General features: G+C 67.7%; 19 protein-coding genes and 2 pseudogenes. 13 read left to right on the top strand and 8 right to left on the bottom strand.

Annotated features, from left to right (window positions below):
* Positions 1–628, top strand: a 628-nt coding sequence (locus ACLF3G_RS27970; protein WP_430672663.1) for an alpha/beta hydrolase, incomplete at its 5' end; no start/stop codon positions are given.
* Positions 629–879: 251 nt separating this feature from the next.
* Positions 880–1,284 (top strand): (R)-mandelonitrile lyase, encoded by a 405-nt coding sequence (locus tag ACLF3G_RS27975; RefSeq protein WP_430672664.1) that lies wholly within the window; start codon positions 880–882, stop codon positions 1,282–1,284.
* 283 nt (positions 1,285–1,567) lie between these two features.
* Here the strand turns inward: ACLF3G_RS27975 and ACLF3G_RS27980 are convergent, their stop codons facing one another.
* Together ACLF3G_RS27980 and ACLF3G_RS27985 are read right to left on the bottom strand one after the other, a co-directional pair.
* Positions 1,568–3,520: an NAD(P)-binding protein gene (locus tag ACLF3G_RS27980; RefSeq protein ID WP_430672665.1), complete on the bottom strand. Its 1,953-nt coding sequence runs from the start codon at positions 3,518–3,520 to the stop codon at positions 1,568–1,570.
* On the bottom strand, positions 3,521–5,017 hold the full coding sequence (locus ACLF3G_RS27985; protein WP_430672666.1) for a tripartite tricarboxylate transporter substrate-binding protein: 1,497 nt from the start codon (positions 5,015–5,017) through the stop codon (positions 3,521–3,523). It abuts the gene before it with no gap.
* Positions 5,018–5,404: 387 nt separating this feature from the next.
* Here ACLF3G_RS27985 and ACLF3G_RS27990 point away from each other — a divergent pair, with 387 nt between their 5' ends.
* Positions 5,405–6,787, top strand: coding sequence for an L-serine ammonia-lyase (locus ACLF3G_RS27990; RefSeq protein WP_430672667.1), 1,383 nt, complete (start codon positions 5,405–5,407; stop codon positions 6,785–6,787).
* Positions 6,788–6,820: 33 nt separating this feature from the next.
* Here ACLF3G_RS27990 and ACLF3G_RS27995 read toward each other — a convergent pair whose 3' ends face one another.
* Together ACLF3G_RS27995 and ACLF3G_RS28000 are read right to left on the bottom strand one after the other, a co-directional pair.
* Positions 6,821–7,195 carry a class II aldolase/adducin family protein gene (locus ACLF3G_RS27995; protein ID WP_430672668.1) on the bottom strand — a complete coding sequence of 125 codons (375 nt, stop codon included), beginning with the start codon at positions 7,193–7,195 and terminating at the stop codon, positions 6,821–6,823.
* Positions 7,196–7,358: 163 nt separating this feature from the next.
* Complete coding sequence (locus ACLF3G_RS28000; protein WP_430672669.1) at positions 7,359–7,709, bottom strand: recombinase family protein; 351 nt, start codon at positions 7,707–7,709, stop codon at positions 7,359–7,361.
* A 556-nt stretch (positions 7,710–8,265) separates the two neighbouring features.
* Between ACLF3G_RS28000 and ACLF3G_RS28005 the strand changes: the two genes are divergently transcribed.
* From ACLF3G_RS28005 to ACLF3G_RS28045, 9 genes are all read left to right on the top strand, one after another.
* Entirely contained in the window at positions 8,266–9,273 is a 1,008-nt protein-coding gene (locus tag ACLF3G_RS28005; protein ID WP_430672670.1) for a Bug family tripartite tricarboxylate transporter substrate binding protein, read from the top strand.
* A 76-nt stretch (positions 9,274–9,349) separates the two neighbouring features.
* Complete coding sequence (locus tag ACLF3G_RS28010) at positions 9,350–10,579, top strand: Zn-dependent hydrolase (RefSeq protein WP_430672671.1); 1,230 nt, start codon at positions 9,350–9,352, stop codon at positions 10,577–10,579.
* Between the two features lie 38 nt (positions 10,580–10,617).
* Positions 10,618–10,815: a hypothetical protein gene (locus ACLF3G_RS28015; protein ID WP_430672686.1), complete on the top strand. Its 198-nt coding sequence runs from the start codon at positions 10,618–10,620 to the stop codon at positions 10,813–10,815.
* Between the two features lie 460 nt (positions 10,816–11,275).
* Positions 11,276–12,238: a tripartite tricarboxylate transporter substrate binding protein gene (locus ACLF3G_RS28020; RefSeq protein ID WP_430672672.1), complete on the top strand. Its 963-nt coding sequence runs from the start codon at positions 11,276–11,278 to the stop codon at positions 12,236–12,238.
* A gap of 46 nt (positions 12,239–12,284) precedes the next feature.
* Positions 12,285–13,130 carry an isocitrate lyase/PEP mutase family protein gene (locus ACLF3G_RS28025; RefSeq protein ID WP_430672673.1) on the top strand — a complete coding sequence of 282 codons (846 nt, stop codon included), beginning with the start codon at positions 12,285–12,287 and terminating at the stop codon, positions 13,128–13,130.
* Between the two features lie 122 nt (positions 13,131–13,252).
* On the top strand, positions 13,253–13,450 hold the full coding sequence (locus tag ACLF3G_RS28030; RefSeq protein ID WP_430672674.1) for a hypothetical protein: 198 nt from the start codon (positions 13,253–13,255) through the stop codon (positions 13,448–13,450).
* Between the two features lie 29 nt (positions 13,451–13,479).
* On the top strand, positions 13,480–14,448 hold the full coding sequence (locus ACLF3G_RS28035) for a Bug family tripartite tricarboxylate transporter substrate binding protein (protein ID WP_430672675.1): 969 nt from the start codon (positions 13,480–13,482) through the stop codon (positions 14,446–14,448).
* Between the two features lie 4 nt (positions 14,449–14,452).
* Positions 14,453–16,093, top strand: a complete 1,641-nt coding sequence (locus ACLF3G_RS28040; protein ID WP_430672676.1) for a M28 family peptidase — start codon at positions 14,453–14,455, stop codon at positions 16,091–16,093.
* A gap of 59 nt (positions 16,094–16,152) precedes the next feature.
* Positions 16,153–17,349: an amidohydrolase gene (locus ACLF3G_RS28045; protein ID WP_430672677.1), complete on the top strand. Its 1,197-nt coding sequence runs from the start codon at positions 16,153–16,155 to the stop codon at positions 17,347–17,349.
* Between the two features lie 706 nt (positions 17,350–18,055).
* Here ACLF3G_RS28045 and ACLF3G_RS28050 read toward each other — a convergent pair.
* The 3 genes from ACLF3G_RS28050 to ACLF3G_RS28060 form a co-directional block, all read right to left on the bottom strand.
* Positions 18,056–18,829 carry an SDR family NAD(P)-dependent oxidoreductase gene (locus ACLF3G_RS28050; protein ID WP_430672678.1) on the bottom strand — a complete coding sequence of 258 codons (774 nt, stop codon included), beginning with the start codon at positions 18,827–18,829 and terminating at the stop codon, positions 18,056–18,058.
* A 216-nt stretch (positions 18,830–19,045) separates the two neighbouring features.
* Positions 19,046–20,035, bottom strand: a complete 990-nt coding sequence (locus ACLF3G_RS28055; protein ID WP_430672679.1) for a Bug family tripartite tricarboxylate transporter substrate binding protein — start codon at positions 20,033–20,035, stop codon at positions 19,046–19,048.
* Positions 20,036–20,126: 91 nt separating this feature from the next.
* Positions 20,127–21,293, bottom strand: coding sequence for a cobalamin-independent methionine synthase II family protein (locus tag ACLF3G_RS28060; RefSeq protein ID WP_430672680.1), 1,167 nt, complete (start codon positions 21,291–21,293; stop codon positions 20,127–20,129).
* Positions 21,294–21,812: 519 nt separating this feature from the next.
* Between ACLF3G_RS28060 and ACLF3G_RS28065 the strand changes: the two are divergent.
* Positions 21,813–22,317, top strand: a pseudogene (locus ACLF3G_RS28065) (transposase); the annotation flags it as partial.
* Between the two features lie 163 nt (positions 22,318–22,480).
* Here ACLF3G_RS28065 and ACLF3G_RS28070 read toward each other — a convergent pair.
* A pseudogene (locus ACLF3G_RS28070) lies at positions 22,481–22,602 on the bottom strand (IS5/IS1182 family transposase); the annotation flags it as partial.
* Positions 22,603–22,610 lie beyond the last annotated feature (8 nt).

Here is a 22,610-nt window from a genome sequence, read left to right on the forward strand (position 1 = left end):
GCGATGTGAGGCCGAGGGACAGGTCCTGCCGGTGCGGGTCGAGGCGGTCGGCCCTTCCGCCAGTCAACCGGGTAGCGCCGGATGCCTAAACGAAGGCCTTCGGCGCCGCAGTGACTTCCTCGGCACCCGCCACTTCTTCGACCGGAACCGGATCGGCGCGATCGGCGTCTGTGGCAGCTTCGTAGTGAGCGCCGACCCGCGCATACGCGCCATTGCAACCATCAGCATGCATGACATGGGCACGGCCACCTGCGATGCGCTCAACACATTGCAAACGGTGGAGCAGCGCAAGCAGATCATCGCGCAGGCTGCCAAGCAGCGCGACGCGCAGTTTAGGGGCGGCGAAACGCACTACACCGGCGGGACGGTGCACGCGCTGACGGCGGACCCACCTTCCTTCCAGCGGTGGTTCTACGACGTCGACCGTACGCCGCGTGGGGAATACACGCCGCCCGGCCAATCGACCCTGCGCACGACGCATCCGACGCTGACCAGCGGCGTCAGGTTCAGGAACTTCTACCCCTTCAACGAAATCGAGACGATCTCCCCGCGTCCGGTGCTCTTCATCACCGGGGATCAGGCGCACTCCCGGGGTTTCAGCGAGGACGCCTGCCGGGGTGCGGCCTAGCCGAAGGAACATCACTACATCACCGGCGCCGGGCACGTTGACCTGTACGATCGGGTGGACCTAATCCCGATCGGGAAGCTGGCGTCTTTCTTCCGGCCGCATATGGTCTGAAGCCGGACAGCACCGCGGCTCTGTCCGGGCGTGGCAGGTTGGCAGCGCCCCATCGCGGCTCTTAACAGCATGCCAGATCGGGCCGAGGATATTCCGGCGATGAACTCGACATCAGCGCCACATCATGGAGGACTCAGGTCATGGACATCATGCGCGCAGGATCGCGCCCGTCGGGCAAGGGACCGGCCGAATGGTTCACCGGCGTGGTCCGCGTCGATCCCCTTTTCGAGGCGCCCGACCCGGCCCGGGTCGCTGGCGCCCACGTCACCTTCGAGCCGGGCGCGCGGACTGCCTGGCACACGCATCCGCTCGGGCAGACGCTGATCGTCACCGCCGGCCTCGGCTGGGTGGCGCGCGAAGGCGGGGTGGTCGAGGAAATCCGGCCGGGCGACGTTGTCTGGTTCCCGCCGGGGGAGAAGCACTGGCATGGCGCGGCGCCGACCACGGCCATGTCGCACATCGCCATCCAGGAAAAGCTCGATGGCTCCCCCGTGACCTGGATGGAGCAGGTTACCGACGAGCAGTACCAGCGCCGACATCTTTGAATTGCGCCCTCTCGGGCCAAGTTACCGATCTCTCGTCGGCCGCAGGCCATCAGCTCTTCGCTGGCTCCGCGTCTATTCCGCGATCAAGTTCGCCCAAGGCGCCCTTCAAGAAGGGCTGCGGCCAGAGTGCCGTGAAGCTGTGCGGCCTGATGGGCGACCGCGACGCCAGCCGCCACGGCGCCTATGCCCAACCGCCAGTCAGCCGGATTAGGGAACTGCGGCGGTATCATGGACCGGTCCATTCTGGCCTGCGGGAGGTCTGAGCATCAACCGTCGCTGACGATCAGACCTCCTCGCCAACCCTTTGCCCATCGCGCACCGCGGACATCATAAGGCGGGGTGCCACGGCATCCCCCGCGCGCATCACCTTCACACCACCTGCGACCAAATCGGCCTCCAGTCCGTCGCGGGGGCGGCGTGGCGTTGCATGGGTGAGCAGCGTCACGCCTCGCACCCGCGCCTCGGTGCCGGTCAGCAGGTGGCGGACGCGCAGCGAATCTCCCTCCAGTGCCACCGGTTCCCGATGAATCAGGATCTCCACCCTGTCACCGAAGGCCGCGAGCCGGCGGTGCACGCCCTGCGCATAGATGGCCGGAACATCGCGCGCGATGGCATCCCGCGGCGTCAACAGCAGAAGCCGCTCGAAATGCGCCAGCAGCAGCTCCGCCGCGGCGTAGGTCGCAGCCGTGTGGTCGTGGTCAAACAGCACGGCGAGACCGCTGCGGGGCCTGCCCGCAGCGAGTAGCGCCGCGACGGTGCTGCGCAGGTCCTCCGTGCCGGCAGGCGCTTCCCGCGGCAGCACCATGGTCGAGCCGGTGGCCAGGATGACCGCATCAGGCGCCACTGCAAGAATGTCGGCCAGGGTTTCGCCGACCTGGCGCGCAACCGCAGCCGCCGAGACGCGACGATCAAGGTAGCCGAGAAAGCGCCCGATATCGCCGCAGCCTGGCAGCATCGCGTGCAGGCGAGCAGCACCACCGGGCTGGGCGTCACGACTCAACAAGGTGACGCGATGCCCCCGTTCCGCCGCAACCGCCGCCGCCTGCATCCCGGCCACTCCACTGCCTACCACTACGACATGGCGCGGTGCCGCCACTCGCGGTGGAGGGGGGGCGGCATCGGCCACAGTGCCGGCACGCGGATTGACGCTGCAGCCGATGATGCCGGCCTTGTCGATCTCGTTCCAGCAGGCGTTGCAATAGATGCAGGGGCGAATCTCGTCGACCGTCCCAGCCCGTGCCTTCGCCGGCCAGGCCGGATCTGCCAGCAGCGGACGCGCCAGCATTACCAGCTCGGCTTCGCCGGCTTCCAGCAGGGCCTCCGCCATCGCGGGCATGGCGATCCGGCCGATTGCCGCGATGGGCACCCCGCCTGCCGCTGCGCGGAGCGGTACCCACGCGCTGCGGAACGGCATGGGGGGCTCGTGCATGTCCGGCGCGTGCATCCACAGGCTCGGGCCGTGGCTGCCCTGGCTGAAGCATAGGAAGTCCGGCCGCACCCCGGCGACGATCGCGGTGACAAGGCAAGCCGCCTCGTCTGGACCGATTGATCCCGGCACCCCGTCATCCGCCGGTAGCTTCAGCCCGATAATGAAGCCGGTGCCGCAGCGGGCGCGCACGGCGGCAAGGATCGCGCGCACGAAGGCGCTGCGCCCCGTGGCGTCGCCGCCCCAACGATCCTGCCGCAGGTTCGTCACCGGCGAGAGGAACTGCAGCGGCAGAAAGCCATGCGCAGCGGAGATCTCGACACCCGAGAAGCCAGCGCGCTGCAGTCGTGCGGCACTCTCCGCATATTCCTCGACCAGTCCCTCCACCTCGCCGGAGGTCAGCGCGCGCGGCACCGTCCAGGATGCGGCGTCGACCACGGCGGAGGGTCCCACCGCATTCAACGCCCGCGCATCGCGATGCGCGTTGCCTGCGTGCCAGAGCTGCCCGACCAGCGCCGCTCCCTGACGCTCCACGGCCTCAGCCAGGCGCGATAGCCCGGACATCTGCGCCTCGTCGCAAGCCGCCACGCGGGCCGGTACGGCGGCGGAGCGGCAGGCGGCCAGCGCCTCCGTCACGATCAGGCCCGCGCCGCCCGCCGCACGGGCCGACAGATGCGCGACCAGCGTCTCCGTCACCGCGCCATTGCGTGGCATGCGCGTGGTCATGGAGCCGTAGCCGATGCGGTTGCGAAGGCGCCGACCTGCCAGATCGAAGGGACTGAACAGCCGAGGAAAAGGGGGAGATACCACTCAGCCGGCCACGGCGCCTGAGGCTTCCACCGCGCGACGCCACTTTTCCAGCTCCTGCCGATGTATGGTCGCGGCCTGCTCCGCCGTTGTGCCGGTAACGGTGGCGCCGAGTTCTGCCAGGCGCTCGCGGATTGCGGGTTTTGCGAGCGACATCCGTACCTCCGACGACAGCTTCTCGATGATCGACGCCGGTGTACCCGCAGGCGCGAACAGCATCACCCAGGCGCCTGCGTCGAAGCCCGGCACCGTCTCGGCCACTGTCGGAACATCGGGCATGAGCGCCGATCGCTCGGCGCCGGTCACCGCAATGGCACGCAAGCGGTTGTCAGCAAGGAATGGCGGTAGCGTCAGAATTCCCTCGATGCACATCTGCACGTCGTTCGACAGGATGGCCTGCAGCGTCACCAGACCTCCGCGATAGGGTACGTGCGTCGCGGCCAGCCCGGTGGCGGCGCGCAGCATTTCCATCGCCAGGTGGTTGGTCGCACCGACTCCAGAGGAAGCATAGTTCAAGCGTCCTGTATTGGCCTTGGAGTAGGCGACGAGTTCTGCGAGATTCCGGACCGGCAGGCTCGGGGAAACCACCAGCACCTGCGGGAACGTCACTAAGTGGGACACGGCCACGAAGTCGCGCCCCACATCGTAGGACAGGTTCCGCATCATTGCGGGACCGATGGCCATGTTGCCGGGCGAGCCGACCAGGAAGGTCTCGCCATCCGGGCGGGCGCGCGCCGCGACCTCCGTGCCAATGCTGCCGCCCGCGCCGGTGCGGTTCTCCACGATGAATGGCTGCCCCAGCCGATCAGTGAGATCCTGCGCGACCAGCCGTGCCACAACGTCCACGGCCGATCCTGGCGTGAATGGAAAGATGAAGCGGACGCCCGACCTCGGCCAGGCGGCCTGCGCTATCGCATGCGACGCTGGCAGCGCCGCTGCGAACAAAAGCAAGGCGCGTCGTCCAAGCGCATTCGACGTCATGGGTGCGTTCCTCCGCGCGGTCGCTTTAGGCGACTTATTCTCGCTGCGCTGCATCTTGCGGTCTGCTCCACAGCGCAGCAAGGCTTCTGGCGACCAGCCTGCTGCCGGGACGACGGCCTCCAGGCGGCACCGCCCGACCCTTGTCGTTGATGTGAGCAGCGGCGCCCGCTGGGACGACGCCGTGACGCTGTCTGCTTGGTTCCCATCCTCCGGTACGGCATCCTCCTCCAACTTTTCCAACGTGGCAGATATCGGAACCCGCCTGCCAGCAATCGCGATGACAGGGATCTGGACCGCATCCTCGAAGCTGCCGCGGTGACCTCCGGCCTGGGCGACCGCCGTGGCGTTACACAGCCGGGCGATGCCGCACGCCTTCGGCCGCGCCACCACCTCCGGCGGGAACGGGCCCATGACGGAGGGCACGACAGGCGGCGCGACCTTGATCATCGCCTCGCACTGCGCCGCGAGGTCCGGCACCAGGCGGCTCGGGTCCGGGTCCGGTGCCTTGGTTCCGGACAAGTGCGAAAGCACCTCCCGCACCCGCGCCTCATGCGCTGCGTCGCAGGCCGGAGGCGGGTCCGGGATCCAGAGGCGACCTGGACGCTGTCGTTGCTGCGGCTGCCGACCGGCTCGGGCCCCTCGCGCGTGGCACCAGGTGTCGCCATCAGCGCGTAAGGCCGCCGGCGTGCGCGCTCGCGAGCGATGACGGCTATGGGCATCGTAGGTCCCACTCTGGTAAGCCATCCCGCACGGCTTCTGGGTCAGAAAGCCTACACGACCGCCAGCGCAAGGACGCTCCGCACCGGTGGCGCCCGGTGACCTCCTCTGCGACGACATGCGCGGGTCAAATAATGCAAGATCGTCAGGGCACTGACGTAGCGGGCCAAGGGAAGTAGAAAGGTACCAATGAGCGAACCCTCTGGCCCTGCCCCCTGGATCGGCCCATTCGACCTTTTTCGGGTCGGCATCGGCCCCTCAAGCTCCCACACGGTCGGTCCCATGATCGCCGCCTCGGCTTTCGCGGCGGAGGTGGACCTCGATACCAAAGGCGTGTCCGTCGAACTGTTCGGCTCCCTCGCGCTGACCGGCCGCGGCCACTCGACCGACGTTGCCGTCATGCTCGGCCTCACCGGGGCCTGCCCCGACACACTGGACCCCGACGAGGCTGCGACCATCGCAGCCGACATCAGGACGCGGCACCGTCTCACGCTGCCCGGGGGACGATGCATTGCCTTCGACCCCGGAACAGACATTATCTTCCGTTCGCGCGAGACGCTGCCTCTGCATCCAAACGGGCTCCGCTTCTCCTCAATGGGCGAGACCGGTGCGGTGACCCGTACCTACTACTCAGTGGGCGGCGGCTTCGTTGTGAACGAAGCGGGTCGGCCCCTCTCTGCCGAAGGCGGCGGACCTGCCCCGATCCCCTACCCATTTACCGACGCGGCCGGGCTGCTCGACGTCGCGCAACGATCAGGCCTGACCATCGCGGCAGTGGCTCGCGCCAACGAGGCGGCCGCGTATCCCGCCCGCGACATCAGCGCCGGTATCGCACGCCTCTGGGCCGCCATGCGCGCCTGCGCCGCGCGCGGCCTGATCGCTGAAGGCGAACTTCCGGGTGGCCTGCGCGTCCGTCGCCGTGCCCCGGCGTTGCTCCGCCGGCTGCACGCGCGCGCCGGCATCAACGATCCGGACCCTTTAGGTGCGATGGACTGGGTCAATCTCTGGGCGCTCGCGGTGAACGAGGAGAACGCTGCCGGTGGCCGTGTCGTCACCGCGCCGACGAACGGTGCCGCCGGTATCGTGCCGGCGGTGCTGCACTACTACGACCGCTTTGTCCCCGGCGCATCCGGCGAAGGGATCGAGACCTTCTTCCTCGCCGCCTCGGCCATAGGCGCACTTATCAAGCGCAACGCCTCCCTTTCCGGCGCTGAGATGGGTTGTCAGGGCGAGGTTGGGTCTGCCTGCGCCATGGCTGCCGCCGGCCTCGCCGCAGCACTCGGCGGAACCAATGCTCAGGTCGAGAATGCGGCGGAGATCGGGCTGGAGCACAACCTTGGCCTGACTTGCGATCCCGTCGCCGGGCTTGTCCAGGTGCCCTGCATCGAGCGCAATGCCATCGCATCGGTGAAGGCGATCAACGCCGCACGACTGGCCCTGCACGGCGACGGAACGCACCGCGTCAGCCTCGATCAGGCTATCGCGACAATGCGTCAGACTGGCCTCGACATGTCCCACAAGTACAAGGAAACGTCGCTCGGCGGTCTGGCCGTGAATGTCGTGGAGTGCTGACCAGACGGAAGGCGCGTGGCGGCTGACTACGGCTCAACGAGACGTCCGCTTCATGCCGTAAGGCCGCCTAATTGGCGCAGTCAGGCTCCTCTCGATCCAATACCGCCGCCAGGCATCAAGGTGCAAGCGGGCATCGATCTTCTCGCCCCACCGCCCCAGATGCGTGCGGCGCAGCCGGTCCGGCAGGGTGTGCAGCGGCTGCCCCGTGCTCATCGCCGTCATCCGATACATGGCGGTGCGCCAGGCGATGAAGCACTCGTCGAAGGCGTCATGCACGTTGGGGCCAACCACCGTAGCGCCATGGCCCCGCATCACCATCACCGACTTGTCGCCGAGGGCCCGCGCGATTCGGTTACCTTCCTCATAGTGGTGCGCCAGGTGCAGTTCCGCGTCGCACAGCAGCGACAACGCGGTTCCGCGGCCGGCTTGAGCACCTTGCGCAGTTCAGCCTCGATCGCATCGTCGACCCGCAGCCCGCCGAACGCGATGCAGCGCAGCTCACCGTTGTCGAGGTGGCCGCGGCAGCAGCTGTAGCGTGGGATGGCGTGGTCCGCCCAAGTTTAGCGCACCGTCAGCTTACGACCGCAGCGGCGGCAGCGCAGCAAGCCAGCGAGAAGGGCGTCGCCGTGCTTGGCGGCACTGCCGTACCCGTCCTGCCATGGGCTTGGGCGTTGCCGTAGGCCGGGTTGTTGATCATGCGGTGGATGCTGCCGTAGCAAAGCCGGGGCCAGAGCAGGGTTCCATCGCGCCGCCGTGCGGGCGGCTCCAGACCGTGCTCGTGGAACCACAGCAGCGTCTGGCGGGCGCTGCCGAGCTCGGCCAGCTTGTCGAACACCAGCCGGATGGCCGCCTGCACGCGCCGATCCGGATCCTTCTCCAGCCGGTCGCCAGCCTTGACGAAGCCGACCGGTGCGGCGACCACCAGGTCACCCCGCCGCGCCTTGGCATGGCGTGCCGAGAGCGAGCGCTGCCGCGAGGGCCGAGCGGCCAGGGCATCGAGGTCGCCGCTTGGTTAGAGTTCGTACCGCAATTAGAACGTTGCTGCCGTCCCGCTACCTGGCGCAGCGTCCGCCGGACCGGCAGGAGCGACTACGCCCACGAGACGGATGGGCCGGATACCTCATCTGCGCTCGTCAACAGCCGCGTTCGCCGAGGTCGATACGGATCTTGCCCGCGGCCAAGTGGTGCGTGCGGGTGGCGCGGCGGATGTCGCGCATCCCCCATCCCGGTCGGCTGGCGCCAGAGGTCAAGGCGGCCGTCGTCCAAATGGAGGTAGAGCAACCCGCGTGGAGCCAGTCGCCTGTAGGCGCCAATTTGGACAGGTATCGACGATCATCGCAGGCTGTCGCAGTAGAATTCGTAATGCCGCTATCCTGTTTGTCGCACTGCCGGTTCCACTGCAGATTGTAGTCGCGCTTGGTTGGCAGTCGCGTCACCGGCCTATAGCGTTGCGGGACCAGATTCAGGGGGCATCATCGATGATCGGTAACCAGGGTCGTCGCGCTTTTATGGCGAGCAGCATGCTGGCAGGCGCCATGGTTACCGGGGCGGAGGCGCAACCCATTGCGGGAGGGCGACCGGTGCGGCTCATCGTGCCGTTCCCACCAGGGGGCGCCATCGACATCCTGGGCCGGCTGCTGGCGGACCGGCTGAGCCCGGTGCTCGGCCAGTCCGTCGTCATCGAAAATCGCAGTGGAGCCGGCGGAATGATCGGCAGCGATGCTGTCGCGAAGGCGCTCCCAGATGGAACCACCATCGGCATTGTCGGTGTCGCCGTGCTCTGCGCGGCTGAGTTCCTCTACACGCGCCTGCCGTTCAACCCCAAAACCGAGCTGGCGCCTGTCACGCAGATCACGGACGGCGCGCGGCTCTGTGTCGTCAACGCGGAATCCGCCGCGCGACGGGGCTGGACCGACTTCCGCGCGCTGATCGCCTGGGCCAAGGCCCATCCGGATGAGGTGAGCATGGCGTCCTCGGGCGTCGGAACCTCAAGCCACCTCACCATCGCCGCCGTCAACCAAGCGGCCGGGGTGCGGATTCTGCATGTACCGTATCGAGGTGGCGGGCCAGCTATCAACGACCTCGTGGCGGGGCGGATCGACATGATGTTCGATTCGCCGCCAGCTTTGATGCCACTGCTTGAGCGCGGCGCGGTAAAGGCGTTGGCCGTCAGCACCAAATCCCGCCAGTTCTTCGTGCCGGACGTGCCGGGCATGGGTGAATTCGCCGATCTTGGCCTGGGCGAATTGGACGTAGATACCTGGAACGCGGTGATGGCCCCTGCTGGTACGCCGGCGCCGGTCATCGCCCGGCTGGCGGAAGCCATCCGCATCGCCGCCACGCAATCGGATCTGACTGAACGGTTGAGGCCGCTCGGCTTTCGCACCGTGCTGAGTGAGTCTCCGGATGCTTTGGCGCGACTGATCCGTGACGATACGCCGCGCTGGCAGAACATCGTCCAGGCGTCCGGCGCGAAGCTGGATTGAGGTGGTGCGAGATACCTTGGAATCGCCTGCCATGTTCTCGAACCAGCCAGCGCCGGATGTCGGCCTCGCGGCAGCCTTGTTCACCCGCATCCATGAAGCGACACGCGACCCACGCGGTGGCGTGACCCGGGAAGGCTATGGGCCTGGCGAACAAACAGCGCATGACATCGTGCGGGAGGTTGCCGAAAAGGCGGGGTTGGTCAGCCGCGTTGATCCTGCCGGCAATCTTTATCTCACCTTGCCGGGCAGCGATCCGACTGCCAAGCGCATCGTCATAGGCAGCCACCTCGATTCGGTGGCGCAGGGTGGCGATTACGACGGCACGGCGGGCGTGCTGGCCGGGCTCGCCGTGGCAGCCGGCTTGCGCAACGCAGGCGTCACGCCACGCCGCGCCATTGAGGTGATGGCGATCCGGTCCGAGGAAGGCGGTGCCTGGTTTCCAACACCCTTTCCCGGCAGCCGTGCGGCGCTGGGATTGATGGAGCCGGAGGCCCTGGCCACACCGCGAATGGACGGCAGCATCACGCTGGAACAGGCAATGCGCGAAGCCGGCTTCGATCCCGATTGGTGCCGCGCCGGGCACCGTGAGTTGGGTCCGCACAACGTGTCAGCCTACGTCGAACTGCATATCGAACAGGCGCGGGTCCTGGAGGAGGAGAGCTGCCCGGTCGGTGTGGTGTTCGGCCTTCCTGGAAACCGTCGGCACCGCTTCGCGCGCGTGATTGGCGAGTACAACCATTCCGGCGCCACGCCGCGGCGGCATCGGCGCGATGCGGTGCTCGCGGCGGCGGAACTCGCGCACCGGTTGGAAAAAGCATGGATCCGGCTGGAGGAGGAGGAAGGCCTGGAACTGGTGGTCACGTTCTGCGTGTTCGAAACCGGCCCGCAAGCCGGCTTCGGCAAGGTGCCGGGCGAATTGTACTTCAAGCTCGATGTGCGAAGCGGCCAGCAGGTGGCACTGGATCGCTTCTACGAGGAGTTGCACGCGCTGGTCGCGGAGATCGAAGCGCGACGTGGTGTGCGGTTCGACCTGGGCCCGGAGCAAGGACGTGCGCCTGTGCCGATGGACCCGGCGCTGGTGGATGCCCTGGCAGGCGCGGCAGAGGATGCCGGCGTTCCGTATCGCCGGCTGCCGAGCGGCGGCGGACACGACGCGCAGAGCTTCGCTGCTGCTGGGATTCCTGCTGGCATGTTGTTCGTGCGCAGCCAGAATGGCAGCCACAACCCCAGCGAGGCGATGCTGATGGAAGATTTTGAGGCGGGCTGCCGTGTGCTCATGCGCTGGGCGATGGCCGCTGCTGCTTGAGTGATTGATACCTGGCCTGCGACAGGAAAGTCATGATTATGCCGAAGGTCCTGTGGTCCGTAGGCAGTCTGCTCGTGATGCTCGGCTTGGCGGCCCTCGTCTTCGGCTGGGACACGCTGCTGTGGCTGCCAATGGCGGCCATCAACATGGCCAAATCCAACCCGGAAACCTACGGGATCATCGGCGCCGGGGCAGTCCTGATGGCGCTGGCCCGCTTCCTGAGTCGGCGGGAATGATCTTCTGGACCAGAGTGGTTCTGGCGTTGCCCGTTCTCAACTGACGAGCGAGAGAGGTAGCACCGGCTGCGCCGGAGCGAGCAGGTTGCGGGGCGGCGCTGGTTGAGGATCGCCCCCACGATCTCCGTCGCCAGCAGCGTCAGTCGCAACCGAGTGACGAGACTTAATGCCTGACACGTTCGGCCTTCGCGATCTCGCCGATCCGGTCAACGTTCTCCCATCCAGCATCCGCTGGTACCGGACCCTCATGGCGACGCCATCACCAGTGTCGGGTCAGCACCCGCCATTACCGGGAGCCCGTCGGTCAACGGCGTCACAACGACCTCCCTGCCCAGCCGGTGGCGGCATGCCAGCGGCACCCACACCGTCAGGCCTACGGCAGCGCCCCGACTTCTCGCGCCGGGACCTTGCGCCGCAGACCCATCGGCTTACGATCCTCGCGTCGAGGGAGGGCCTGGCCATGCAGCGGCGACAGCTTTTTGGTGCGGCCACGGCCGCGGCTCTGGGCCTGCCGCGGCTGGCGCTTGCCGCCTGGCCAGCCGACCGGCCCATCCAGGTTTTAGTACCAGGTCCGGCAGGCGGCGGGATGGATATGTTGACCCGCGCCATCTTGCCCTTCGTCCAGCGCCGGCTGCCCGGCGCAAACCTCGTCGTCATCAACCGCCCGGCAGCGGGCGGCCAGCAGGCATTCGAGGGCATTGCGCAGGCGGCGCCCGACGGGTTCACCATCGGTGCGGCGCAGGCTCCCAACTCCATCACACTGCCGATCGAACGGCAGGTTCGTTACAAGGTGCGGGATTTCACATTCCTCGGCAATGTCATCGAGGATCCCTGCGGCCTTTGGGTCCGGGCGAACAGCCCGTTCCGCGGCGTCGCAGATCTCGTCGCCGCCGCTCGCGCGCGCCCAGGGCAGATTTCCATCGGCACGGCCGGGATCGGCAGCGATGACCACCTGCTGCAGCTCTCGCTGCAGGAGGCGACGGGCACGGAGTATTTGCACGTCCCTTTCAACGGAACACCGCCGATCATCACCAACTTGCTCTCAGGAAGCATCGATGCCGGCTCCTTCAATATGAGCGAGGGCTTGGGGCTGATGCGTGACGGCACGATCCGCGCACTGGCGCAGGGTGGTCCTGAGCGCTGGGCGGCAACCGGCGCCGTACCGACCTTTCGCGATCAGGGGTTCGCCGTCCTCGGCGGCTCCACCCGCGGCCTCGTCGCACCACCGAACCTTCCTTCGGAGATCAGCGAACCGCTGCGCGCCGCCATCGCCGGCGCAAACGCTGACCCGAAGTGGATTGCAGAAGCCGAGCGCCTCAACCTGCCGCGCCGTGCCATGAGCGCTGCTGACCAGGAAAGGCTGTTCCTGGAGGAGGATGCGCGACTGCGCGCACTCTGGGAGCGGAAGCCCTGGCGCGACTGATTTCCGGACCTTGTTGGAGATGAAAGCCGTGACGCCACCCGAGAGAATGCGTGCCCTGCTTGCCGAGCCTGGATTCGTGGCGATGCCGGCCGTGTGGGACGGACTGACAGCCAAGCTGACCCATGCCGCCGGGTTCAAGACTGCTTTCCTCTCCGGCTCCTGCGTGGCGGCCAGCCGGCTGGGCGGGCCCGACCTCGACCTGATCTCTTTCGCAGAGATGCTGAACAGTCTGGAGATGGTCCGCGGCGCGGCACCCGAGTTGCTGGTCTTGGCAGATGGCGACCACGGCTATGGGAACCCAATGAACGTGCAGCGCACGGTTCGTGCTTACGGCCGCGCTGGTGCCGCCGCCGTGCTGATTGAGGACAAGATCACGCCGCGCGCACTGACCGCAGACGGAAAGCCCTGCATGCCGCGAGACGAAGTTCGGATGAAGATCCGCGCCGCGGTGGAAGCGTCCAAGGACAGCGGCATTCTGGTGATGGCGCGCACGGATTGCCGGCCCACAGCTGGGATTGAGGAAGCGGTGGCCCGGATCGAGATGTATGTCGAGGAGGGCGCTGATATCCTCTTCCTGGACAGTCCCAAGGATGAGGAGGAGGTGCGGCGCGCTGTTGCTGCGTCGAAGGGGCGGCCTCACTTCGCGGTGCTCTCGCCGGGAGCCCCACGTGAGACGCCGACGCAGAAACGTGCGGCGGAACTTGGCCTGAAGATCGGCACCTTTCCCACCGGCATGCTCTCCCCGGTAATTTCGAGCATCAAGGCCGGCCTGGCGGCAATTGCAGCGGGTGAGTCGGAGGCCAAGAACTCTCTCTCGCCGAAGGAGCTGCGCGAGTCACTTGGCTATGGCGACTACGATGAGCAGGCTCGGCAATTCGTGGTTCAGCGCTGATTGCATCCTCAGTGCAAGCTGGGCGCTTGGTTCTTGTCGTCCATCGGCCGTCCAATAGAAGGCGGCCATTGGGGCGCGTGCTTGCGGAACCCGGTGTGCCGCCGGTCCACGCGCTCGGTTCCATGATCTCGCACGAGAGGCGGATTCTGGTGCCGGGCTGGACGCCTGATGCCAGTCCCAAGGGATACGGGCATTCTGGAAGCAATCAGCATGCGCCGGATGAACACGCGCTGGAACCCCTGCTGCGCGAGGGGCTGACCTTCATGGCCGGCCTCTGGTGCAATTTCGGCGCCGGGCACGATCCTGCCATGCGCTCGTGATCCCGGCTCCTGAAAGGAACGCCTCGACCATGCCCCGTCCCGGCCGCCGCGCATTGCTGTCAGCCGCCATCCTGGCCCCCTTCGTGGCGCAGGCGCAGACAACCTATCCCACACGCCCCGTCCGCGTCGTCATTCCCTTCGGGCCCGGCGGCGGCACGGACAACCTCGCGCGCATCATCGAGATCGGCGTCGGGCGCGTGCTCGGTCAGACGCTGGTGATCGACACCCGGCCGGGTGGCGGCGGCGTGATTGGGACGGAGGTCGTGGCGCGGGCCGAACCCGATGGCCAGACGATCCTACTGGTCGATTCCAGCTTCTCCATCAATCCCGGGCTGATGCCGCGCCTGCCCTACGATCCCTTGCGGGACTTCATCCCCATCTGCCTGCTCGCCTCAGGCTCCACGGTGCTGCTGGTGCATCCGTCACTGAATGTGAACACCCTGCAGGAGTTCCTGGCCCTGGCACGCGCCCGCCCCGGCGCGCTGAACTACGCCTCGGGCGGCAACGGCACTAGCCCGCACCTTGCCGGGGAGCTGCTCAAGATGGTCGCGGGCATCGACATGACCCATGTGCCCTACCGAGGCACGGGGCCGGCGACGAATGACGTGGTGGCGGGCCACGTGCCGGTGATGTTCAACGGCGTCAGTGCCGCGAAGCCGCATGTCGATGCCGGACGCCTGCGCGCGCTCGCCGTCTCCGGCTCCACACGAAACCGGGCCCTGCCGGATGTGCCGACTTTCTCCGAGGCCGGGCTGGAGGGCCTGGAGGCCTCCGGGCACTGGGGCGTGCTCGTACCCGCCCGGACGCCGCGGGGCATTGTTGACAAGCTGACGGAGGCCTTCATCGCGGGCATGCGCGATCCTGCCGTTGCGCCGCGCCTCGAAGGGCTCGGCTTCACGCCGGTGGGAGAGGGGCCGCAGCACTATGCCAGCCTGCTTGGCGTCGAGATCGAGCGCTGGACGCGGGTGATCCGCAACGCCAACATCAAGGTAGACTGAGGCGATGGCCGATCTTGCCAGCATGATCGCCGCGACATTGCGTGGCGAGGAAATGCAGGAACATCTCGAGGAATTCGCCCGGCGCGTGAAGCTGAGCGGGACACCGGAGGAGGCGGAGAGCTTCGCCTACCTTCAGCGGCGCATGGGGGAGTATGGTTTCCGCACGACCCTGCTGCACCATCCGGCCTTCATCAGCCTGCCTGGCCCTGCCCGCCTGCTGGTCGACGGGAATGAAATACCCTGCATCACGCATTCCATGTCCCGCTCCACCGCGCCGGATGGCCTGACGGCGGAGATCGTGGATGTCGGCGATGCGACGGAGGCGCAGTTCCGAGATCGCGATCTGCGCGGAAAGATCATCCTTGCCGATGGCATCGCCAGCCCGGCCGTTGCCATGCGTGCGGCCAAAGCCGGCGTGCTCGGCAGCATCCATGTCAGCCCGAACGAGCACCTCTATGAGATGTGCATCTCGCCCGTCTGGGGCAGTCCCTCACAGGAGACGGTCGGGAACATGGCGGTCACCACGGCCGTCACGATCAACAACGCGGATGGCGCCGCGCTGCGCGGCAGGCTCGCGCCGCTGCAAATGGCGACGATCCATGCGCAGGTGGACACCGGCTGGCGCCAAACGCCGATCCTGGTCTGCGACATGGACGCACCCGGCGCCGCGGATGCGCCCTTCGTTTTGCTCTCCGGCCATCACGACACCTGGTACTACGGCGTGATGGACAATGGCGCGGCCAACGCCACGATGATGGAGACGGCACGTGCCTGTGCGGAACACCGGGAATCCTGGAAGCGCTCCCTGCGCGTTTGCTTCTGGTCGGGACATTCGCATGGCCGCTATTCCGGTTCCTCCTGGTATGCAGATGAGCATTGGGCCGAGCTCGAGGCCCGCTGCGTCGCGCATGTGAACGTGGACAGCACCGGCGGCAGGGATGCGGTGGATGTCACGCAGACCGGCTCAGCCACCGAGCTCTGGTCGCTTGCGGCGGAGGCGATCTCCAGCCATGCGGGGCAGGACTACAAGGGCAAGCGCAGCGGGCGGTCCGGCGACCAGTCCTTCTGGGGCATCGGCGTGCCGGCCATGTTCGGCACGCTCAGCGGCCAGCCTGCCTCGGCTGGCGGCATGCGGAATGCGCTCGGCTGGTGGTGGCACACGCCGCACGACACGATCGACAAGGTCGATCCGGAAAAGCTGATGCGGGATACGCGGATCGTAGCCCATGCCATGTCGCGCCTGCTGACCGACCAGCACCTGCCCCTCGACTATGCGCGCCATGCCGCGGCGCTGCGGGCCGAGCTGGAGGCGATCGCAGCGAGGCTAGGTACGCGCCTCGACCTGGCGGGGCTGATCGAGGCAGCACGGCAGCTGGAACGGCGTGCCGCGGGCGGACCCTTCCCGGATGCGACGCTGATGCGCGTCTCCCGCGCCCTTGTGCCGATGGACTACACCAGCGGCGACCGCTTCGTGCATGACAGCGCCCTGCCGCACCAGCCCTGGCCCGTATTGCAGCCCCTGCGGGACCTTGCGGCGTCCGCGCCGGGGACGGAGGAGGCGCATCTGCACACGGTCTCCGCGCGTCGGGCGCGCAACCGGGTGGCCCATGCCGTCAGCCAGGCCCTGGTTGCTCTCGGCGCCTAGCGGGTCGATGCCACACCGCCCGGGGTCGCCCTCGGGCCCTCCTCACTGAAGGTGACGCCATGGCCGAACTGGTGCTGACCAATTTCCGCCTTGCCGATGGCAGCAGGCCGCGCATTGCCATTGCGGACGGCTGCATCGCAGCCATCCTGCCGCCCGACGCGCCGGGCCCGGCGGACACGCAGGTGATGGACCTCGGCGGAGACCTGCTCCTGCCAGCGCTGGTCGATGGGCATATGCACCTGGACAAAACCCTGTTCGGCCTGCCCTGGCAGCCGCACGCGGCGGAGCCGTTCCGGCAGAGCCGCATCGACACCGACCAGCGCCTGCTGCCGAGCCTGCCACTGCCAACTGGCGAGCGCGCCGGGGAGCTGGTCCGTCGCTGCGTCGCCCATGGCACCGGGCACATCCGCACCCATGCCGACATCACCCCCGCCTTTGGCCTGGCGGCGCTTCAGGGCGTGCTGGCGGCCAAGCAGACCCATGCCCATGCCGTGACGGTACAGGTCGTCGCCTTCCCGCAGGCAGGGGTCATGCGCCAGGGCGGCGCGCCGATGCTTGAGCTGCTGGATGCCGCGATCCGAGAAGGAGCTGACCTGGTTGGCGGCATCGACCCCTGCGAGGTGGATCGCAACCCTTCAGGCCAACTCGACGGCATCTTCGCCATCGCCGCGAAGCGTGGCGTCGGCATCGACATCCACCTGCACGAGCCAGGGCAGCTCGGCTTGTTCAGCCTGCAGGAAATCTGCGCGCGGACCAAGGCGTGCGGCATGCAGGGCCGCGTCACCATCAGCCACGGCTTCTGCCTCGGTGGCATCGGCGAAGCCCAGCAGAAGGCGGCAGCCGCGCTGATGGCGGAGGCGGGCGTTTCCCTCGTCACGCACGGCGCGGGCGGTGCCACCTTGCCGCCGCTGATGCTGCTGCGGCGCGCCGGGGTGCGCGTGTTCTGCGGCAACGACGATGTGCGAGATACCTGGAGCCCCTATGGCAACGCGGACATGCTGGAACGCGCCGCCATCATCGGCTGGCGCGAGGATCTGCGGACCGATCCCTTGCTCGAGGAGCTGTTCGACATGGTCTCTGCCCAGGGAGCCGCGGCGCTGGGCATCGCCCCCTACGGCATTTTCGAGGGCAGTCCCGCGAACCTGTTCAGCCTCCCGGTGGAGAATGTGCCGGAGGCCATCGGCGGCCACCCGCCACGGCGCAGTGTCTTCCACGCCGGCCGGCTTGTCGCGCAAGATGGAGCCTGGCTGGCCTGACGTAACGCGTGAGCCTCCGTGCTTCATCTCATGTTCAGCATACTCGTCTGGGTACGCCGGTACTGGTGGCGATCTGATTTGATGCCTCCGCAATCGTCGAAGGGCAACTGGTCGAAGCACTGGTCGTCGACGCCACGGGTCACCGCCGTAGGGCAACGGTCCCGCATCGAGGAGATGCCGCGCCGCGAGCCCGCACGCGCCGTCCTCGTCGAAGCCACTGACGATGCAGGGCCCGGCGTAGCGGCTGCCGAGCCATTCGGCGTGCCAGTACAGGTCAGGCTGCAGTGTGAGCCGGAGGTGACCGCCTGCCCCGCCCGATGGCCAAGACGCCACGGCCCAGCGGTCACGAAGGGCGTCCGGACAAGGGCATGAAGTGCCTGGCGCAAATTGGTCATGGGTAGCGCCGGAAACTCCGGGAGGGCTGAGCGGCGGGCGGCCTCAGTCGCGGCTGTGGAAGTGGCGCCGGCCGCCAGAGCGACGAGGTAGGCAGCTCGGACAGCGTGCCAGCGCACCGATGAGACGTGCGGCAGTGCGGTGCGGGAGGGGTAGACCGGTCTGCCATCCCTAGCCTCCCGGGTTTTGGTGCGCGGGAGCAAGGACCGCATTTTCCTTGGAAGCAAGAAGCCGACGGTACGGGTGTGATCGCCTCCGGCGCCGTGGCCGGCAGGGTGCATGCCAGCCGCCGCACCCCACGCTGCGGCCGCGGTTACAGGTGCCGACCGCTATCCACCAGCAACGAGGTGCCTGTGGTCAGCCGCAGATGCGTCACCGCCGCGACCACGGCGAGCGCCACGTCATCGGCCTGGCACACGATCTTCAGGGGGGTCAGCTCGGCCTGCTTCAGCACCGCATCGCGGCTGCGGCCCGGCACGAAGCCGGTATCCACCGCGGCGGGCGAGACGCCGATGACGCGGATCTCCGGCCCCAGCACGCGCGCCAGCGACAGGCCCATCGTGTCCAGCGCCGCCTTGGAGGCGCAGTAGGCGATGCTGCTGCCGAGCCCGTTCACCCCGGCGAGGGAGGAGATGTTGACGATCACCGCGTCGCCGCCGCGCCGCAGCAGCGGGGCGAAGGCGCGGATGGTGGAATAGGGGCCGCGGACGTTGGTGATCAGGATGCGGTCGAAGGTCTCGTCATCCAGCGCCTCCAGATCCGCATGCGGCACGGCACGCGTGGTGCCGGCGGAATTGACCAGAACATCGGCCCGGCCGAGCTTCGCCTCCACCTCCGCCGCCGCGGCACGGATCGCGTCGCTGTCCGCCATCGGCAGGTACAGCGGGATGTGACCGCCGCCGGGCAGTTCCGCCGCCAGTGCCTCCGCCCTGTCGCGCCCGCTATTGTAGCCAATGGCGATGGTCGCGCCGAGTTCGGCTAGCCGGCGGGCGGAGGCCGCGCCGATGCCGCTGCTGCCGCCGGTGATCACCGCGACCTTGCCTTGCAGCCCGTAGGGGCCAAGCGCCCCCTGGTTCAATGCGGTCATCCGCCCGTTCCTCCTGCTGTCTCAGTTGGCCGTCAGGTTCAGCGCGGCCAGCAATTGCCCCGTCGCCGCATCCTCGGCGGCCAGGGAAGCCCTGGTAGCGGGTGACCGGATCCACCACCCGCGCCGCTCCGCGCAAGATCGGCAGTTCGCGCAGCACGGTGATGCGCCGCCCCCGGGTCTGCGTCAGCGGCATGATGTTGCCGGGCGCGGCGTGTCTCAGTTCTGGATGGTGATGCCCTTGGCGCGCACCACCTCGCTCCACCGCGCCAGGTCACTTTCCATCACGGCCCGCAGGGCGGCGGCGTCGCCGGCCACGGGTGTCGCGCCCTGCTGCACGAAGCGTGCGCGGGTTTCGGCATGGGCAAGCACCTTGTCCAGCTCCTGCTGGATTCGCCCGACCAGCGCCGGGTCCATGCCCTTCGGGCCGAGCATCCCGTACCAGAAGGAATAGCTGAAATCGAAGCCCTGCTCCTTCGCCGTCGCGACATCCGGAAGGGAAGGAATGCGCCCGCCCTGGGTGCCGATCGCAATGGCATGCGCACGGCCCTCGCGCACGGCGCCCATCACAGTGGCCGGGGCCGCGATCAACAGCCCGATGCGCCCGGCCAACAGGTCGGTGAAGGCTGGTCCCATGCCGCGATAGGGCACATGCGTCATGCGGATGCCGGCGAGATCCTGCAGGTACTCCGTGTACAGATGCGGCGAGGATCCCGCGCCCATGCTGCCGTAGAAATTCGCATCCGCGGGCTTCCCGCGCACGCTGTCCACATACTCCCGCAGCGTCCGCACCGGCGAGTTGCCGGGCACCACGAAGACCGTCGGGTAGTCGACCAGCAGCGAGATCGGCGTGAAGTCCTGCCGGATGTCGAAGCCGAGGTCGGGATAGAGCGGTGGCGCCGTCGCCAGTGAATTATCGGTCAGCAGCAGCGTCGTGCCGTCATTGGCGGAGCGCACGACATTGGTCCAGCCGACAACGCCGCCGCCGCCCGAGCGGTTCTCCACCACCACATTGCCACCGGTCTCGGCGGAAAGCCGCGTGGCATAGACGCGGGCCACGAAATCGGAGGTGCCGCCGGGCGGATAGGTGATGACGATGCGGACCTGGCGGTTCCCGGGCCACGCGGCAGTCTGGGTGTTTTGGGCGCGGACAAGGCCCGGCGTGGCGAAGGTGGCCGCGGCGGCGGCCAGCATGGTGCGACGCTTCATGGTCTTTCTCCCTGTCTGGTGGGCGCCGCCTTTGGCGGCTTCGGCTTCGGGCGCGGCGTCGGGCGCCGGATGGTGCACATCCAGCACATGGTCAGAGGACCCTGGCGGAGGCGAGGCGCGCGCCTTCCGCCAGGCTGGCAAGCTTCGCCCAGACCACATCCGCCGAGACGCGCCCGCGCCCGGCGGAGGTGTCGAAGCCGCAATCGGTGCCCGCCAGCAATCGCTCCGGCGCCCCGATGCTGTCCGCGATGCGTTCCAGCCTTTCCGCCACCACTTCCGGATGCTCGACGAAATTGGTCAGCGTGTCGATGACACCGGCCACCAGAATCTGGTCCTCGGACAGCGGCATCTGGCGGAACACCTTGTGTTCATGCGCATGGCGCGGGTTGGCGAAGGGCAGCACGAAGCCGCCGACGCGCAGCGTTCGGATCACCGGCCAGATATCGGCGAACGGCACGTCGCGGTCATGCGGTGCCTCGTAGTTGCCCCAGCAGACATGCAGACGGATGCGGTCCTTCGGCAGATCGGCGATGGCCGCGTTGATCGCGGTGACCGAGCGTTCGCAGAAGCCGAGGAAATCCGACAGCGGCAGGTCCTGGTAGGCGCCATGGCGTTCCAGCGCCAGGTCGGGGCAATCGATCTGCAGGGTGTGGCCGGCATCGAGGATCGCCCGGTATTCCACGCGCAGCGCCTCCGCCAGCGCGGCGAGGTAGCGTTCCTCGTCGTCGTAGTGGCGGTTCTGCACCACGGCGGCGACGATGCCGGGTGAGGGCGCGGCCATGAAGGCCTCGGCGAAGCGGCCCTGCGCAGGGGCGAGTGCCGCGTCGAATTCCGCCAGCTCCGCCGCCATCGCCGCCTGGCCGATATAGGTGATGGGCGCCACGGCGCTCGGCAGGTGGCTGGTGACGCTAGCGGCCTCCTTCCCGGAGACGGCGGCGGTGAAGTCCGCCTTGAATTCCGGATAGGCCTCGACATCGGCGAAGCCGCCGCGCTTGCTTTGCCCGCCGAGCCCGGTCAGCCGGTCGCGCAGGTACAGCACGAAGGATTCGCGGCCCTGCTCGCCGTTGTTCGGGATGTCGATGCCGGCGGCGATCTGCTTCGGCACGATGGCGGCGACCGCGGCCTGCGCTGCCGCGGCAAGCTCACCTTCATCCACCGGCTCGCCACGGGCACGACGCGCGTGCAGGCGGGTCAACGCGCGGGGACGCGGCAGGCTGCCGGTATGGGTGGTCAGGATACGGTCCGTGCTGCGGCGCATCTGGCTGGCTTTCCCCCTGTCGCTCTGCAGTTCACCCGCGGAGCATGGCGAAGCTTTGGCGCCGCGGCATGGGATCAGCAAGTGGTCATGGCGGCAAGGCAGGGTGATCTGCTGCCGGTTCCATGGATATCGGGTCTGCTGGAACCGGCCAAGCGCTCGGGCCCCAACAGGCCGAGACGGCCGATCGGCTTGACCTTGCAGAGCAGAACGTGGTGACTGCTTTGGGCGGAGAGGTCATGCGGTGAATCTTGCCGATGCCGCCACAGTGGCATCTCAGCGCCGCTCCGTCGTCGTGTCAGCCAGATGAATGCGTGCCGGATCGAAGGCGACGGCGGCCGTTTAGTTCAGCGCGGCGCGGACCTCGATTAGGCGCTCGGAGTCGAATAGCTCTGTCATCCCTACCCTACCCCGGTTCGGCAGCCGCCGCATCCAGCGCCGCTAGGTGAACATCCTGCGGCCGCACGGCGGGGGTCAGGCGGCGCATGTGCGCGTGGCCGCGCAGGAGGAGGCGCGAATCACCACCGACTGCGTACCTACAAGCGGTTCAACGATCCGGCCTTCGCCAAGAAGATTAATCGTCGGCCTCTACATGGATCCGTCAATGCATACAGTGGTGCTGTCGATCGATGAAAAGCCGCAGATCCAGGCGCTTGAGCCGCACCCAGCCTGGCTTGCCAGTCGAGCCTGGCAAATGCGGCACGACGACCCATGACTACAAACCCACTGGCGTCACCACCCTGTTCGTCCAGTTGACTGTCCAGAATGGCACCGTATCGGGCAGCTGCATGTCCCAGCGCAGCAGCCAGGAGTTCGTCCGCTTCCGCAACGCGGTCGGGCGCGCTGTGCCCGCGGCTAAACTGATCCACGCGATCGCCGACAACTACGCCAAACACGAGCGCCCCAAGGTGCGCCCCTGGCTGCAGCGGCACGCGCGCTGGTTACCCGCTTCACACCGACTTCCGCATCGTGGATCAACGCCGTCGAAAGCTTCTTCTCGGCCCTGACGGCTTTGTTGCACAGACGGCCTGGGGAGATTTATCTTGTGAGTCCAGCATGATAGCTGAATGGCATGAGCAGACCGACACGGCGGCCTACAAGACCAGCAACTGGCCCACCTGCAACGAGGGCTCCAGCGACGCGGCTCGGTGACGGTACGGCTCGATCGCGCGGGACCTGGGAAGCCGCCCGCCGCCGTGCTTCGCTGGCCAGATCAGCGGCGCCACCATCGCCCATTCTGCATCCGTCAGGTCAGAGGAGAGCGCAGCCGGCGCCAGTCCGCCGCACGCCGATGCTCCACCGTCCACGCCATCCGTCTGC

Source organism: Falsiroseomonas sp. HC035 (assembly GCF_050563525.1).
Classification (GTDB): domain Bacteria; phylum Pseudomonadota; class Alphaproteobacteria; order Acetobacterales; family Acetobacteraceae; genus Falsiroseomonas.